Source organism: uncultured Pseudoalteromonas sp., assembly GCF_963922945.1.
GTDB lineage: Bacteria > Pseudomonadota > Gammaproteobacteria > Enterobacterales > Alteromonadaceae > Pseudoalteromonas.
Window position 1 is genome coordinate 1 of record NZ_CAWUKC010000085.1, and the last position, 16,430, is coordinate 16,430.

The 16,430-nt window shown below is 39.6% G+C and carries 16 protein-coding genes and 1 pseudogene; 11 read left to right on the forward strand and 6 right to left on the reverse strand.

The window, feature by feature from the left end; genetic code table 11:
- Positions 1-196 (reverse strand): annotated as a pseudogene (locus AABI99_RS15005) (hypothetical protein); the annotation flags it as partial.
- A 150-nt stretch (positions 197-346) separates the two neighbouring features.
- Here AABI99_RS15005 and AABI99_RS15010 point away from each other — a divergent pair.
- Entirely contained in the window at positions 347-1,099 is a 753-nt protein-coding gene (locus AABI99_RS15010; RefSeq protein ID WP_338366895.1) for a Nif3-like dinuclear metal center hexameric protein, read from the forward strand.
- A gap of 17 nt (positions 1,100-1,116) precedes the next feature.
- Here the strand turns inward: AABI99_RS15010 and AABI99_RS15015 are convergent, their stop codons facing one another.
- The 3 genes from AABI99_RS15015 to AABI99_RS15025 all read right to left on the reverse strand — a co-directional run bounded on the left by AABI99_RS15015 (position 1,117) and on the right by AABI99_RS15025 (position 5,513).
- Positions 1,117-1,881: an ElyC/SanA/YdcF family protein gene (locus AABI99_RS15015; protein WP_338366896.1), complete on the reverse strand. Its 765-nt coding sequence runs from the start codon at positions 1,879-1,881 to the stop codon at positions 1,117-1,119.
- Positions 1,882-1,932: 51 nt separating this feature from the next.
- Positions 1,933-2,820 carry a LysR substrate-binding domain-containing protein gene (locus AABI99_RS15020; protein ID WP_338366897.1) on the reverse strand — a complete coding sequence of 296 codons (888 nt, stop codon included), beginning with the start codon at positions 2,818-2,820 and terminating at the stop codon, positions 1,933-1,935.
- Positions 2,821-3,143: 323 nt separating this feature from the next.
- Positions 3,144-5,513 carry an EAL domain-containing protein gene (locus tag AABI99_RS15025; RefSeq protein WP_338366898.1) on the reverse strand — a complete coding sequence of 790 codons (2,370 nt, stop codon included), beginning with the start codon at positions 5,511-5,513 and terminating at the stop codon, positions 3,144-3,146.
- 214 nt (positions 5,514-5,727) lie between these two features.
- Here AABI99_RS15025 and pyrC point away from each other — a divergent pair, with 214 nt between their 5' ends.
- From pyrC to AABI99_RS15070, 9 genes are all read left to right on the forward strand, one after another.
- Positions 5,728-6,777 carry a dihydroorotase gene (gene pyrC / locus AABI99_RS15030; RefSeq protein ID WP_338366899.1) on the forward strand — a complete coding sequence of 350 codons (1,050 nt, stop codon included), beginning with the start codon at positions 5,728-5,730 and terminating at the stop codon, positions 6,775-6,777.
- Positions 6,778-7,242: 465 nt separating this feature from the next.
- Positions 7,243-7,446, forward strand: a complete 204-nt coding sequence (locus AABI99_RS15035) for a cold-shock protein (protein ID WP_036982297.1) — start codon at positions 7,243-7,245, stop codon at positions 7,444-7,446.
- A 982-nt stretch (positions 7,447-8,428) separates the two neighbouring features.
- Positions 8,429-9,199, forward strand: a complete 771-nt coding sequence (locus AABI99_RS15040; protein ID WP_338366900.1) for a DUF3450 domain-containing protein — start codon at positions 8,429-8,431, stop codon at positions 9,197-9,199.
- 7 nt (positions 9,200-9,206) lie between these two features.
- Positions 9,207-10,571 (forward strand): MotA/TolQ/ExbB proton channel family protein, encoded by a 1,365-nt coding sequence (locus AABI99_RS15045; RefSeq protein WP_338366901.1) that lies wholly within the window; start codon positions 9,207-9,209, stop codon positions 10,569-10,571.
- Positions 10,571-11,095 carry a MotA/TolQ/ExbB proton channel family protein gene (locus AABI99_RS15050; protein ID WP_338366902.1) on the forward strand — a complete coding sequence of 175 codons (525 nt, stop codon included), beginning with the start codon at positions 10,571-10,573 and terminating at the stop codon, positions 11,093-11,095. Before AABI99_RS15045 ends, AABI99_RS15050 begins: the two co-directional genes overlap by 1 nt.
- Positions 11,096-11,109: 14 nt before the next feature.
- Positions 11,110-11,514 carry a biopolymer transporter ExbD gene (locus AABI99_RS15055; RefSeq protein ID WP_004588134.1) on the forward strand — a complete coding sequence of 135 codons (405 nt, stop codon included), beginning with the start codon at positions 11,110-11,112 and terminating at the stop codon, positions 11,512-11,514.
- Positions 11,514-12,128, forward strand: coding sequence for an energy transducer TonB (locus AABI99_RS15060; protein ID WP_004588133.1), 615 nt, complete (start codon positions 11,514-11,516; stop codon positions 12,126-12,128). The genes AABI99_RS15055 and AABI99_RS15060 overlap by 1 nt, the downstream gene beginning before the upstream one ends.
- 11 nt (positions 12,129-12,139) lie before the next feature.
- Positions 12,140-13,399 (forward strand): hypothetical protein, encoded by a 1,260-nt coding sequence (locus AABI99_RS15065; protein ID WP_338366903.1) that lies wholly within the window; start codon positions 12,140-12,142, stop codon positions 13,397-13,399.
- Positions 13,400-13,463: 64 nt separating this feature from the next.
- A complete protein-coding gene (locus tag AABI99_RS15070) occupies positions 13,464-14,507 on the forward strand; it encodes a hypothetical protein (protein WP_338366905.1) in 1,044 nt (347 codons plus the stop codon).
- A 4-nt stretch (positions 14,508-14,511) separates the two neighbouring features.
- On the opposite strand, the gene AABI99_RS15075 is transcribed toward AABI99_RS15070, so the two are convergent.
- Together AABI99_RS15075 and AABI99_RS15080 are read right to left on the reverse strand one after the other, a co-directional pair.
- Entirely contained in the window at positions 14,512-14,844 is a 333-nt protein-coding gene (locus AABI99_RS15075; protein WP_338366907.1) for a TraR/DksA C4-type zinc finger protein, read from the reverse strand.
- Positions 14,845-14,901: 57 nt separating this feature from the next.
- Positions 14,902-15,882, reverse strand: coding sequence for a tRNA-dihydrouridine synthase (locus AABI99_RS15080; RefSeq protein WP_338366908.1), 981 nt, complete (start codon positions 15,880-15,882; stop codon positions 14,902-14,904).
- Positions 15,883-16,107: 225 nt separating this feature from the next.
- Here AABI99_RS15080 and AABI99_RS15085 point away from each other — a divergent pair.
- Positions 16,108-16,430, forward strand: a 323-nt coding sequence (locus AABI99_RS15085) for a hypothetical protein (protein WP_338366910.1), incomplete at its 3' end; no start/stop codon positions are given.

The following is a 16,430-nucleotide window of genomic DNA, read 5'->3' on the forward strand; positions in this document are numbered from 1 at the left end:
TTTGCTCAGTTTGCTCAGGCGTTTTGCCAGCGCTTAATTCTTTCGTCAGCTCTGCTACATCCGCTAAGCGTAGGTTTTTTCCACCATCAATGCTGTACCAGCCAGGTTTAGTTGTAATTTCAGGTTTTTTACCATTGGCAGCTTCATATGCAGCTTCAAAGGCAGATAAAACTTCTGTTTTGTCTAGTTTGCTCATCAGAGACCCTATACGTTGTGAACACAGATAAAGAAGCGGTATTTATACCTATTTTCTAACAGTTTTTCAATTTTTTGCGATTTTCCTTCCATTTTAAGCCCATAAACGCCAAAATTTGCACAAAATTCAGTACTGAGTAAGGTAATAAGTATGCAACGTAGAGAATTTAATCAACTGTTAGACGACATTTTAAAGCCTCACACTATTAAAGATTTTTGCCCTAATGGACTGCAAGTCGAAGGTAAAAACGACATCAATACAATTGTTACGGGGGTAACTGCAAGCCAAGCACTTATCGATGCAGCAATAGAAAAAAATGCTGATGCGATATTGGTCCACCATGGTTATTTTTGGAAAGGTGAATCGCAGCCTATTACAGGTATGAAAAAGCGTCGAATAGGTGCGCTTCTGGCTCATGATATAAATTTATTTGCCTATCATTTACCGCTAGATATTCACCCTGTCATTGGGAATAACGCCCAGCTTGCTGAACTACTTGATATTGAAATAGAGGCGGGGCTTGAGCCCGTATCTAATAGCGTTGCGATGAAAGGACGGTTAAAAACTCCGCTTACAGGTAGCGAGTTTGCAAATAAAATAGCTAAAGTTTTAAACCGTGAACCATTACGTAGTGTTGTACGCGATGAGAAAATTCACACCATTGCGCTGTGTACAGGAGGCGGGCAAGGTTATATCGATTTAGCAGCAGAGCAGGAAGTTGATGCGTACCTTACGGGCGAGGCATCGGAGCAAACTATTCATAGCTCGCGAGAGCAAAATATAGACTTTTTTGCAGCAGGGCATCATGCAACTGAGCGTTACGGAATTAAAGCGCTTGGTGAGTTACTTGCTAAAGAGCATGGTTTTGATGTGAGCTTTATAGATATTGATAACCCAGTATAACTAAGCTTACTTATAGCCTAAAGCGCCTCTGGGTTTATCCAGCGGCGCACACTTATCCAAGCACTCCCAATCACTTCATGCATGTATTGCGTTACTACACGTAATGCATCAGCATTGGGTATAAATTGCTTATAAAAAGGTAAAGCAGCAAAATTGTGATAGTCTGTAGCGGCAGGAATTACCTCGATGCCTTGGGCATTAAACAAGTTTTTTGCGCGAGGCATGTGCAGTACAGACGTAACTAGTGCAACCTTAAAATCAACGAGTTTAGGCGCGAGGAGTTTGGCTTCTGCAGCGGTATCCATTGCCTGCGGGTTTTGTATTATACGGCTTTTACTCACCCCTAAGTTTATTGCTGTTTGGCTCATTAATGCGCTATTTGTTACTTTGTTATAGCCACCGCCAGATACGAAAAGCGTCGCATTAGGGTATCTTTTTGCAAGCGTAACACCTTCTACTAAGCGAGTAAGTGCACAGTTCCCTAGCTGACTATTAGCGCTTAAAGCGGGGTTTGGGTTTATATCGCAGCCCAGTACGACAATTTTATCTATGCGCGGGGAATTCAGTGCATTAAACGCTAAAGAAGTTGGTTCATGATCTTTGATAAGTTGATGCGCAGTAAATGGCATACTTAGAACTAACAGTATAAATATGCTTAAACTGGCAAGCACTAAAGCAGGCTTACGTCCACGAAATGCCAAAATTAGCATGACAAACGCGATTAAGCCAAATAGAGGAAGTGGCATAATCAAGCCACCTATGAATTTTTTTAACTCAAACATAAAAAGTAACATAAAAACAATAAACCCTTATGTTACTCATTAGCCAGTGTTTTATCGACCGTTATTTTGCTTACACGTATTTAAAAAATGGCGATAAACGGGGTTGTCTTTCATGTCTTTTTTCATTGCTAAATACATAGGTCGCGTTAAGCCAAGCGCGCCAAGCGGAATTGATTTAATTAAGCCTTGGCTTTCGTAAGGAGTTACTAGCCAATCGGGCAAAGCTGCTACTCCCATACCTGCACTGACTAACTGAAAAATTAATAACCCTTGGTCAACGGTTTTTAATGTGCCATCAAAACGTGCATTTTGAATAAAATGCTTAAAAATGTCTTGGCGTTCACGCGGGATCGGGTATGAAATAATGGTTTCGCTTTTTAAATCCAGTGCCGTAACGTATGCTTTTTTTGCTAAATCGTGATCAGGGGCAACAATAAGCTTTAACTTAAAATCGAATAAATGAACATACTCTAACTTGTCTGGCTCACGTATGTCTGATGTGAGCACCAAATCGAGTTCATCGTTTAGTAAATCAGGTATAGCGTCGTAGCTAAAACCGCGCTCGTAATCAATTTTTATATCAGGCCAAAAATTATTAAACTCTTTAATAGTCGGTAATAACCAATGAAAACAAGCATGGCACTCAACACTTAGCCTTAATTGTGAAATAGGTTGGTTAAGGCTTTCTTTCAAACGGCATTTAGTTGCTTCTACTTTAGGCAATACATCATTGGCCAGTTCTAGTAATAGCATACCTTGTGGTGTAAAGCGTACGGGCTGCGTTTTTCTTTCGAATAGCTGGCAGTCTAACTTGTTTTCTAAGTCTTTAATTTGATGAGATAAAGCTGATTGCGTTAAAAATAATTCGCGGGCTGTATTAACTAACGATCCGGTGTCTTTTAATGTCGCAATAGTTTTAAGGTGTTTTATGTCAATCATCTTTAAAAATTCTCAAGGGAAATGTGAGTTCGGCTAAGATTGAACCCATACTACGCCTTTATAAAAAACGTTTCAACGTCTAGATGGCTAAAAAAATCTATTTATTACTCTATTAACCTTTTAAAATTAGCTTAACTAATGAATAGACTTTATTTTTTATTATGTTGAGGGGTTTTTCATGAGCTCAGTTCAAGTTGTTTTGCTATAAGCGCAAAATAAAGCTGCACTAAACGTGGCAAAAGACGTGGTAAAAGTAGTGAAATTTACTCAATAGATGAGGGTTATACCGCCTTGTAATAAGAGGTAAACCCAATAATAGGTGATTAAAGCGGTTTATTTATAAGTTTAATCGCTTGGTTTGCCGTTACGGGTTTTGATTTTAAAAAGCCTTGGCCATAATTACATTGGGTTGTTTGTAAAATAGTTAGCTGCTCTTGAGTTTCGATCCCCTCTGCTACGACTTCAAAATTTAATGATTGCGCGAGTGACAAGATAGCCTCTACGAGTGGATTGTTTCGCTTGTTAAGATGATCAATAAAGCTTTTATCGATTTTTAGAATGTGTATGGGCAGTTGGTGTAAGTAACCAAGTGCTGAATAGCCCGTGCCAAAGTCATCTAAGCATAGCTTTACTTTAAGTGGGGCGAGCCCTTCTATAATTTGAGTTGCTAGATCAAGGTTAGCAATAAGCCCAGATTCAGTGATTTCTAGGCACAATGATCCTAAGGGCAAATTATATTTATTATACAAAGCGTGAACTTGCGCAACAAAATCGAGGCTAGCAAAGTGACGCGATGATACATTAACCGTTACTTTTAAAAAGCGATGACCTAGTGTGTGCCAATGGGCAATGTGCTGAGCGGCAAGTTCAAGCAAATGCAAATCAAGGTTGATAATTTGTCCGGTAGTTTCGGCTATTGGAATAAACTCATTGGGTGGTACAAACCCTTTTGTTGGGTGGTGCCACCTTACCAGTGCTTCAAAGCCTACCACGTCACTATTAGCAATTGTAAAAATAGGCTGAAAATAAAGCTCAAATTCGTCGTGTTCAATGCCGTGCTGTAAGTCGTTTTCTATATCAGCATGTGTTTTGAGCTTTTTACGCATAGTATTGTTAAAAAACTTAACTTGACCACGTCCGCTGGATTTTGCTTCGTACATGGCCGCATCGGCTTGCTGTAGTAACAAATAGGCTTTATCGTCACTGCTTTCAGTAAAAGCGATGCCAATGCTGGTTGATGCTTGTAATAAATGGCTATCCACATTAAGTGGCTTATCAAGTACTGCGTTTATTCGCCTCAATGCTTCATTAACTTGGTTACGGTGGGTAATGTTTTCCATAAAAATGGCAAATTCATCGCCGCCAAGGCGGGCAAACGTATCGGTATTTCTGACTGTACTTTTTATTAGCTCACAAATTTTAATTAAAAAGTGGTCGCCAACCTCGTGACCAAGTGAATCATTAATACTTTTAAATCGATCAAAATCTAAATACAGTAGCGCATGGCTGGTGCCTTTTTTAACTCGCGATAATCGCAAAATAGCATGTTTAATACGCTCAATAAGTAACGAGCGATTAGCTAAGCCAGTCAACTCATCATGCAGCGCTTTATGTTCAAGCTCTTGTCGTGCAAGCTGCCTATCTATAGCCATACTGATCTGCCTACTTACGTAGGTTAAAAGGGCGCTGTCATGTTCGTTATAATGAAGCTTTTTATCGTAACTTTGAACAACAATTACACCACTAATTCTGTCATTTGCTTTAAACGGTACACCCAGCCAAGACTCTGAAAGACGGCCAACAAGTTTAAAGTCGCCGTTATCTATATGTTGCTGATAATCGTTTTGATTTAATAGCAATACACGGTCTGATTTTAGTAAGTAATACGAAGCTGTGTCTTTTAATTGTTCTTTTGATATTTTTTTGTGTGCGTGCGTTTGAATGCCTTCTTCAACGATGTAAACCAAATCGAGTATATCTACCTGCTTATCGTAAAGGGCAATAAAAAAGTTATCTGCAGGAAGTAAGCTATTTATTATGTCGTGAAGTGATTCAAAAAAGGTGTCTAAGTTACTGGCTTTGTAAGTTAAATTAGCGATTTGCAATAAGCTGTTTTCAAGCTTTTGGGCATCATTTAATTGATTCACTGTGTGTTTTAAACTATCGACCGTGTTCACTTGGTTTAACTTTGCACTTAATAAATGCGCTACGGTGGTTAAAATTTCTAAATGAGCGTTTGTGAAGTAATTTTTTATTGGGTGCTCACAGTCGATTACCCCTAAAACCTGGTCTTTATATATCAGAGGAACACATAACTCCGATTGAGCAGGGCGCTCATCAGCAATGTAGCGTGGGTCTGAGGTAACATCACCAATAATAATAGCAGTGCCAGTACGTGCTACGTATCCAGTTATACCTTCATTAAAACCAATGACTTTGCGCTCTGCTTGGTATTTATCTCTGCTATGAGTTATACCCATAGAGGCAACTTGATTAAGTTGTAAGCGTGTTTCATCAGCCAAGTAAATAACACAGTCAACAAACCCGAGGCGGTTTACGACCTGTGTAGTTACATACTCGAAAAGCTCTTCTAGTGTATCGAGCTGTAATAAACTAGACGAAAACTGATTTATTATGCTCAGCTGCTCAGTTTTAACTTCGAGCGCTTTATAGGTATCGATATGATTCGACATAAGGTAATTTTATTCTTTTTATTTGTATTAACACTGATAAGTTAACCCAAATTTAAAGCATGTTCAAAATAAAACGTTTGAATGGGTGTAATCGTCGTTAAACTCAAACCCAATCGTATTTTGCAGCACTCAAAGCGGGGAATAAATTAGATAACACTTTACTAGATCTTCTCATATGCCTATGATCGGATAAATTCAGCCGTGGAAAAAAGTAATGAGCATTAATACCGAATCAAAAAACACATTAACCATAACGCGTCCTGACGATTGGCATGTCCATTTACGTGATGGTGATCAATTAAAAGATACAGTTCGTGATATTAGCCGCTACATGGGGCGCGCTATTATCATGCCCAACCTGGTACCGCCTGCAACGACCACGGACTTAGCGCTTGCTTACAGAGTGCGGATCATGGCTGCTGGACCACAAGGTGATTTTGAACCCTTAATGGTACTTTACCTTACCGATAAAACCACCCCTGAAGAAATTAAAAAAGCCAAAGCAACCGGTAAAATTGTTGCTGCAAAGCTATACCCTGCTGGGGCAACCACAAATTCAGACTCAGGGGTTACATCAGTAAAAAATATTTACCCTGTTTTAAATGCGATGCAAGAAGTGGGCATGCTATTACTAGTACATGGTGAAGTGACTGACTCGTCTATAGATATTTTTGACCGTGAAAAAGTATTTTTAGAGACGATTTTAGGCGATGTTGTTGCAGATTTTCCAACGCTTAAAATTGTGCTTGAACATATTACAACAAAAGATGCTGTAGAGTTTGTAGAGGCTGCACCGCAGAATGTAGCTGCAACTATTACTGCTCATCACCTATTATATAACCGCAATCATATGTTAGCCGGAGGTATTCGCCCGCATTATTATTGCCTACCAATTTTAAAGCGCAATATACATCAACAAGCATTAATGGCTGCCGCTATAAGTGGCAATAAAAAGTTCTTTTTAGGGACTGACTCAGCCCCTCATTACAAAGATAAAAAAGAAGCAGCCTGCGGTTGTGCTGGGGCTTATACAGCACATGCTGCTATTGAACTCTACGCCGAAGCTTTTGAAGAGGCGGGTGCACTAGATAAGCTTGAGGGTTTTGCAAGTCACTTTGGGCCAGATTTTTACGGGCTCGCTCGTAACACAGATACAATCACCCTTGAAAGAAGTCCTTGGCAAGTTCCTGCTAGCTACACATTGGGTGACTCACAAGTCGTGCCAATCAAAGCAGAAGCAACGATAGATTGGCAGGTTAAATAAAGTAGACAAAATTAGCATTTTAATAAAGCCGTATAGCTTGCTCTACGGCTTTTTGTTTGCGTATAAGTTCCTCTTAGCGCTCGTTTTCATGCTACTTGCTATCCCCTTTATCTGTAAGGCTGAGTGCTTTGACATGATTTGTTACATTTATAAACTAAAAACCAACTATTTATTGAGCAAATTAAGCTTTAAAAATAACCACTTATATATGCCCCTTTAATTATTTTTGTTCTGAGTAAATAAATCTTAATTAATAGAGCCAAAAAAATATTAATGTGTTAATCTTAACTTGCTTTGAGTTTTTGCGTATTGAATTTACGGATATTGTGCTGCGTTTAAGGTTACCGGTTAGGTTAAAACTTGTTCCTGTACTGTACCTCCAGATTTTTGGGCACTGACTCAGGGAGGATATAGCCATAAATGATATGGCTGAATTTTAATTATTGACTTACAGGAAAATTTAGTATGTCGGTTACTGGTAAAGTAAAATTTTTCAACGAAGCTAAAGGCTTTGGTTTCATTGAACAAGAAAACGGCCCTGACGTGTTTGTACATTTCAGCGCAATCGCTGGTTCTGGTTTTCGCACTCTTAGCGAAGGTCAAGCAGTGACTTTCAGCATCAAACAAGGTCAAAAAGGCCCAGAAGCTGAGAACGTAGAAGTAGCATAATTTTATTTATGTGAACCTTAGTTCATCTTGGTGAAGCAGTTTTCTGTTTCACCATAATCTCAAGACATCCATTCATTTCTAAACCTCAAATATAACACTGCATTCGCTGCTGCTTCTCACACTTTATCCCAAGTTAACCTAAAATCAGCGCAAACATGTTCTACTTTTATAGCCTAGTGCCAGCTTGTGGTTTATAAAAACGCATCGCTAAATCATTCCCCCTTTGCATATAGGTACTTTCAATGATCTTTTCGTATTAAAAACTGCAATCGCAATCAGCTTAATCAAATGGTTTATTATGACAGCAACACGTTTAGCCATTGATATGCTCAAGTATTATTACGGATTTAAATTATCCGGTTAACCATTTTATTTGGTTATGCTGCTAAAATAGCCGTACTTTTTCATCCATAATATCTGGTTTAATTAAGTCCACTTATATTGTTTGGTGAGATAGCCTTTTCTAACTTTGCTCAAGTAAAGTTATTTACTTATTTGCAGTAATTTTTATACATCGGTAAATATCTACTGCTAAATTGGTGGCTTTTTATACGATGAAGTGTGGGATTTACAAGTTAAGCTGCAAATTTAGTCTAATTATCACAATTTTAATTCATCAATTTGTCACATTAGTATTATTTTTGTTTTTTTTTTAAGGTGCGATTCAGTTTGATTTAAATGTTGCATTTTTGTTTCTTGTAAGTGTCTAATTTTTAACTAGTGTTTAATTTTAAAGGGGCTAAGTACTGCTTTAAAATAAGTGTTTTGGTTGCATTTATGTTAACAGTGATTTTTATGGTACTTTAGTTTTAGCTTTTTCAAGGTATTTATTTGGTTAGAATGGCTAACATCAAGTTGACAGGGCGTATTGCATTTAGCATTATTGGAGGGTTGATATCTATTAAAAGATATCAGGGTTGTTATCCTTTATAAGGGTGATAATTAAATTATAAAAGTAACATTACTTAATTGGTTGGGAACTATGTCTGTTAAAATCAGAAAGAGTCTTGTAGCATCTGCGTTGGTTGGCGCTTTTGCATTTGCAAGCAGCAATGTGATTGCAGATCCTTTGAATGACGTGCAAAAAGCAGGTCAGCAAATTCAAAAGGCTGCTGTTAAGTCTCAAGCTAAAATTGACAACGTATACGGTCAAACTCAAGAGCTAATCGCTGAGTACCGTAGTATTGTTGATGAGACTGAACTAATGAAAGTGTACAACGATCACGTAGCACGTTTGGTCGCTGACCAAAACGCTTCTATTGAATCGTTTGACCGTCAAATCGCTACAATCGACAACACCAAACAAAACGTTGTGCCTTTGATGTATCGCATGATCGATACGCTTGAGCAATTCATCAAAGCGGACGTTCCGTTTAATCTTGATTCTCGTCTTGCTCGTGTAGAAAGACTTCGTGAAATCATGGCTTCTGCGTCTGTAACGACGTCTGAGAAATTCCGCCAAGTTCTTGAAGCATACACAGTTGAAACTGCTTACAGCTCGGCTGTAACTGCTTCTCAAGGTACTTTAGAAGTTGATGGTAAAAACATTAACGTTGATATCGGTCGTTTAGGTCGTATCACTTACGTAGCACAATCTTTTGACTTAAAACACGCTTGGGTGTGGGATAACAACACTAAAGAGTGGAAAGAATTAGGTGAAGAATACCTTAAGCCAGTTAAAGAAGTGATTCGTATGGCGCGTAAGCAAGCGACACTAGAACTTGTTAAACTACCAATCTTTGGTGCGGAGTAATCGAATAATGAAGAAACTATTTAAAGGTTTTGCTGTTGCAGCAGTACTATCTGTTTCTGCAGGTACCGCGCTTAATGCACATGCAAATACTGATGCTTTAGATAAAATTCTTGAGCAAGTAAAGCAAGAACGTATCTCTGAAGGTAAAATCAACAAGCAACGTGAGCAAGAGTTCTTATCAGAGCGTGCTGACAAGCAAGCATTACTTAACAAAGCAAAAAGCCAACTAGCAGCTGAAAAAGCGCGCGGTGACAGCTTAGCTAAGCAATATGCACAAAACGAGAATACACTAGCTGAAAAAGAGCAAGCACTTCAAAATGCTCAAGGTACGCTTGGTGAAATGTTTGGTGTTGTACGTCGTGCAGCACAAGACGCTATCGGTTCAATCGAAGCTTCATTAGTAAGTGCTGAAAAACCAGGCCGTGCTGAAGTACTACGTTCTTTAGCAGCAGCGAAAGAGCTTCCAACAGTTCGTGAACTTGAAGAGCTTTGGATTGCACTACAAACTGAAATGACTGAATCAGCAAAAGTATCTACTTTTGAAACTGAGGTGTCAGGTCTTGACGGTAACTCTACAGTTAAGCAAGTAACACGTATTGGTAATTTTAACTTAGTTACTGACGAAGGTTACTTAATCTACTCGCCAGAGACAAAATCTATTCAGCCTTTAGGTAAACAACCTGATAGCTACATTTTAGAGGGTATCTCTGCACTAGAAAGTACTTCTGCTGATAACTACGCTGGCGTATACATTGACCCGACTCGCGGTGCAATTTTACGTATCAACACGCAGAAGAAAACATTAATGGAATACTACGAGCAAGGCGCTGAAGTTGGTTACATCATCACACTTCTTCTAGCTGTAGGTCTATTAATCTTCTTAGTTCGTTTCGTTGATTTAGCGCTTACGACTTCTAAGATTAAGTCTCAGCTTAAAAACGTATCTACGCCGAATACAAACAACCCACTGGGTCGTATTCTTAAAGTGTACCATGACAACAAAAACCAAGACGTTGAAAATCTTGAGCTTAAACTTGACGAAGCTATCTTACGTGAAACGCCACGTGTTGAAGCGGGTATCAATATCATCAAGATCCTTGCTGCAATCGCGCCGCTACTTGGTCTATTAGGTACAGTAATCGGTATGATCTTAACGTTCCAAACAATCACATTGTTCGGTACAGGCGATCCGAAGATCATGGCTGGTAACATCTCTCTAGCTCTTGTAACTACAGCGCTAGGTCTAATTGCTGCACTACCACTTATCCTACTTCATTCAATTGTTGCAGGTCGTAGTAAGTCAGTATTACACATCCTTGATGAGCAAAGCGCGGGTATCGTTGCTACTCACGCGGAGAAGGAGAAAGCCTAATGCTAGTCCTGATGGAGATATGGGAATCTATCAGGGATTTTGTTGGCACAGGCGGCCAGGTATTATACGTGGTCGCGATAGCACTCTTTCTTATGTGGGTTTTAATGATTGAGCGCTATTGGTTCCTACTTTCTGAGTTTCCTCGTTTAACGAAGGAAATTGTAGCAAAGTGGGATGCCCGCCAAGACACTACGTCTTGGTACGCACACAGAATCCGTGAAGCATGGATTTCTGAAGCGTCTGAAAAATTAGATCAGCGTATGTTGTTGATTAAAACATTAGTAGCTGTTTGTCCTTTAATAGGCTTACTTGGAACTGTAACGGGTATGATCGCGGTTTTCGAAACCATGGCAACTCAAGGTACTGGTAATGCACGTTTAATGGCATCAGGTATTTCAATGGCAACAATCCCAACAATGGCTGGAATGGTTGCGGCACTATCTGGAGTTTTCTTTAGCTCACGCCTTGAGGCAAGAGCGAGAATGGTGAAAGCCAAACTTGTAGATAGCATGCCTCATCACTAGAGAGAGAATTAAATATGGCACGTAAACAACGTTTTCGTGAAGAAGAAGAAGCAGCGGTAGATATGACGCCAATGCTTGACATCGTATTTATCATGCTTATTTTCTTTATCGTAACTACATCGTTCGTTAAAGAGGCTGGTATCGAGGTCAATAAACCTAAAGCGGCCCAAGCTACGAAGCAAAAAAATGCTAACATTTTTGTTGCTATTCGCAGTGATGGTGCTATCTGGATTGATAAACAGCAAGTTGATGTTGAACGTGTTTCAGCAAAAATCGAAAGTTTATTAGCAGAACAACCTACTGATGTTGTGATTTTGCAAGCTGATAAAGAAGCAAAGCACGGTGTAGTGGTTAAAGTTATGGACCAGATCAAAGCGACGGGTGACAACCTGAGAATTTCAATAGCTGGAGATCAGTAATGATTCGTTTTCTGTTTTCACTGATTGCAGGTGGGGCAGTTACTTTCGGCTTGTTCTACTTCATGGCTTACCTCATCTCTGGTGGGGCTGACCGTAATACTGAACAAAAAGAGCAGATCATAGTCGAAATAATGACGAATCCGCCTGAATCTAAGGTGCAGGAGAGGAAGCGTGTTCCGCCTCCGCCTCCGCCACCGCCAAAGCAGCCGCCTAAACCGCAGCCGCCACAGCCGGAGAATAACAATCCTAACCCTGGTGCTATGTCATTTAACATGGGTAGCATCGATGTAGGAAGTTCGGCTGGTGGACTAAGTGGTCCAGGTGCATTTGGACGAGATGGTGATGCGACACCTATCGTTCGTATTGAACCAAAATATCCAACGCAAGCAGCGCGTGATGGTAAAGAAGGTTGGGTACAACTTTCGTTCACAATTGATGAGTTAGGTGGTGTAACTGACGTTCAAGTTATTGACGCAGAACCAAAACGCATCTTTGACCGTGAAGCTAAACGTGCACTTCGTAAGTGGAAATACCGTCCTAAAATTATTGACGGTAAACCACAAAAACAAGTTGGTTTACAAGTTCAACTAGACTTTAAACTTAACCAAGGCTAAGGAGGCGAGTAATGAGAAATTTATCTAAAGTAACTGCTCTTGCAATTCTTATGTCTGTGTCAGGTGCAGCTATTACTGCACCTGTATTAGCAGCGCCGGATTACGCTAAAATTGAAGCGCGTAAAAAAGCCAAGACTAAAATCATGGGCGAGCGTACTGGTAAAAAGGTAATTAAAGCGTTTGACTTGTACAATGAAGACAAAATTGATGAAGCAATTGCCTTGTTAAAAGAGATTGACGCATCTAACGACTTCGATAAAGCGACTGTAAATCGTTACTTAGGTAGCATGTACGCGCAAAAAGAGAAGTACGCAGAAGCGATTAAATACTCACGACAAGCTGTTGCGCCTGATATTCTAAACTTCGCAGACCACGAGCAGACTTTAAAACTATTAGGTGATTTATACGCTGGAACTGAAAAGTTCAAAGAAGCCAAAAAAGCATATACCGCATGGATGGACTTCACCGGTGAAGAAGACCCTAAAGTTTACACTCGTATCGCGCAAGCAAATTATCAGTTAGGTCAGTTTCGTGATGTTTTTGAGCCTGCAGACAAAGCAATCTCTCTACAAAAGGAGCCGAACAAGGCCCCTTACCAATTAAAATTAGGTTCATACTTTGAACTTAAAGATTACCCTAACATGGTAAAGATTGGTGAAGAGATTGTTCGAGTTTGGCCAGATGACAAAAAAGCCTGGGTGAGCTTAGGTAAATATTACCTACAAACCGAAGACTACGCCAAAGGTCTTGCGACCATGGAAGTAGCATTTAAAAACGGCTATTTTGAAGCGGAAGTAGATTACAAAGTACTTTCTAACTTTTACTCTTTGAACGAAATCCCATTTAAAGCGGCAAAAACCCTTGAGAATGCGATTAAAGAAGATAAAGTTAAGCGTACTAAGCAAAACGTTAACGCGATTGCAAGTAACTACCACCGTTCTAAAGACATTGAAAAGGCTGCTAAGTACTACGAAGAAGCTGCTAAATTTGACGACGACGCAGAGCTTTACCGCAAAGCAGGTTCGTTACTTTTACAATCTGAAAATTTCAGTGCTGCTGTTGTTCGTTTGAACAAAGCGTTAGAGCTTGGCTCTGACAAAAAAGGCACGGTTTATTCAGATTTAGCTGAAGCGTACTATTACCAAGCTAAATACAAGCAAGCTTATGCTGCTATTACTAAAGCAATGGACGACCCGCGCACACGTAAGTTTGCAAAAGGTTGGGCATCATTTATTAAAGATAAAGCCGCTCGCAACGGCGTTAAAATTTAACTTTAATTTGTTTTAGCAATTATACAAAAAGCCCCCTTAGGGGCTTTTTTTATTGGAACTTACAATGAATAAAACGCATATTATATCTGTCCTATTTGGTCTTTTTTTAGTTGCTTGCTCAAAGCAGCCTACGCCTTTTGAATCTTATGATGTTGCGCAAGTAAGTATAAAAAACTTAAATAGTACTCTTAAAAACACAAATAGTGATCATGTTTTACAAGAGCAAGTTTTTCCCTTTTCTTTAGCGTATTTGTCTAGCCGTCACGAAATCTATCAGCGGTTACAAACAATGGCTTTGTCAAAAGCACAAATGGAACAACTAAATTACTTGATTATTGCTGAGCGCTTTCCCGAGCGTTTTTTTAGCTGGCCGGCTCAGATAAATGTGTTAGAAAACGTGCTTGTTGCGCGACAAGGTAAGGCAAGTTACAAAGATGTGATTGATTGGCTTGAGTTCACTCAAAATCAATTAGAGAGTGCGCTGCAAAGTAATTTAAGATTAAACAAAGTCGAATTAGACCTTTTAAAAGGTTACTTAAAAACCTCACTATTAAACATACCAGGTGAAAGTGACTTAAAAGCGCAGGTTGCACAGTTCAGTGGTTACTTAGCGCAGTATAAACCGAGAGGAAGTATTGGCTTAAGAGGGCTTGCTAATGGCAGTGAATGGTATCAAAGTAAGTTAAATTACTTTAGTGGGGAAGTTAAATCGCCACTACAGTGGGTTGAAAAGATTAACCAATATTTGCAAGCGACCCCAGCCACTGTAGCTAATTTTGAGTATAACGATGATCATTCTAGCTCTTTTGTCAGCCAATATTTAAGTGACGCCCCTAAAGTATCGGGGCTTGACTGGCACACTGAGTATATGCTTTTGCCAGTTATGGCTAATAAAATTCTGCTAAGCCCAAAGGATAAAAAACTGATGCTTGCACTTATGGAAACGGATATAGGCATACACTATCACGCATGGACACTGTCGCAGGCAAAGGTAAACTTAGTAAAGCGCTTAGCTATCTCAGAGCGCGATGCGCAATATTTAGTTGAAGATAGCGTATTATACCCTGCCCACGCCTTTAGTTTTGCCGAGCAACTATTAACGCTTTAAACGATTATGTGTGCTTAGCGCACATCTCACAGCGTTGCGTTGTTGGGTCTTGTTTAAGCAGCTCCTCAGAAATCGCCTCTTCACAATCACAGCAATAACCGTATTGGCCTATTTCAATCTGGCTTATTGCTGCTTCTAGTTTGGTCATTCTATTTACAAGCGTTTGATACTCTGGCCCTAAGTTGCATGCACCGTTATCAAGCCATTCATTATTTTGGCTGCTTAGTATAACGTCACGCAGTTTAATATGGGCAAGGTGTTCAGATTGGCTAAGCATAGTTAATATTGCCGATTTAACTTTTGCTATCTCACTTTGTAGTTGTTGCTGGAAAAGCATATCGATATAACCTCAAGTCAGCGTTTCGTTATATCGATATTATCTGGTCTTTATTGTTTATATGTTATGACTTGAATCAAGTTGCGGAGACTTAGCGTATTTTTTTAAAACTTGCGCAACCTCACTTTTTACTTTTAACCGTCTGATTTCGTCAAACAGCTCATTTGCTTGCGGGTATTGACGTTTTAGATAGCCAAGCCATTGCTTTGTGCGTGAGGCAAAGTATTTTGTATCTTGATCAGGGTCTTGATGTAATGCAGAGTGAATTAAATGATAAATAATATGCTCCCACGCTAATCCCTCATATGTTTCGTTATTTATATGGGCTTTAATTTTTTTTGCTAAATCAGGATGAGAAAGTGCGCCTCGCCCAAGCATTAAATCATTGCACTGGCTTCTTTTTTGGCAAAGTAGGGCATCTTCAACCTGCCAAATTTCGCCATTGGCGACTACGTCTATATTCTTGTTTTTTATGAGAGGGGGGATTTTTTCCCAATAAGCAGGTGGATTGTAACCATCACGCTTTGTCCGGGCATGTATCGCAATACTATCTGCTCCGGCGCTAACAACGGCATCTACTATTTCTTGGCTGTTACTGTCATCATCAAAGCCCAAGCGTATTTTAGCGCTTACTTGGTGCCCATGGCCGACCGCATCTTTTACTGCCTTGATTATATGGTACATTTGAGCAGGGTCTTTTAACAGCACAGCACCGCCCCGGTTTTTGTTAACAGTTTTTGCTGGGCAACCAAAATTAAGATCTATACCGTGTGAGCCTAATTCGATCGCTTTAATTGCGTTATCGGCCAGCACATCGGCTATTTGTCCGAGTAATTGAATACGTACAGGCGTACCGGCTTGGGTATAGCCACTATTATTAAGCTCAGGGCAATAGCGATGAAAAACCTTTGCCGGTAAACATTTATCAACCACTCTAATAAACTCTGTTACACATAAGTCAAAGCCACCAATATTGGTCAGCAGTTGGCGCATTTTAAAATCAACCACACCTTCCATAGGTGCTAAAACAAGTTTCATAGCGTATTTTTAATAAAAAAACGGGGGCGTAGTGTACCTGCAAAGTTTGATTTGATAAAACGTAAATTACTGACCATAGTTGTTTGTGTAAATTAAAAAGTAAAAAAGTGAAAATAAATGAAAGTTTTTATTTTATACAAGGTCTAGTTAATTATACAAACAACGCAAAATTGACAACAATTAGTTTGCGTAACCTTAAACATACTTTTATAAGAGAGTCATACAATGAATACAGTAAAGAAAAACTCAATCGCGTTAACTTTAGGAGCAGTAGTTGTAGGCTCTGCAAGTTTAGTTTCTACAGATGCGCAAGCAAACCCGTTTGAATTTCAACAGCTAGTGACAGGTTATCAACTTGACGCTGCAGAAGGTAAGTGCGGTGAAGGAAAGTGTGGCGGCGATGCTAAAGGTAAAAAAGAAGGCAAGTGCGGCGAAGGCAAATGTGGCGGTGATGCTAAAGGTAAAAAAGAAGGCAAATGCGGCGAAGGTAAAGGAGGCGGCAAAGCAAAAGTGAAAAAGGAGGGGAGGTGGGGGGGAGGTAGGGGTGG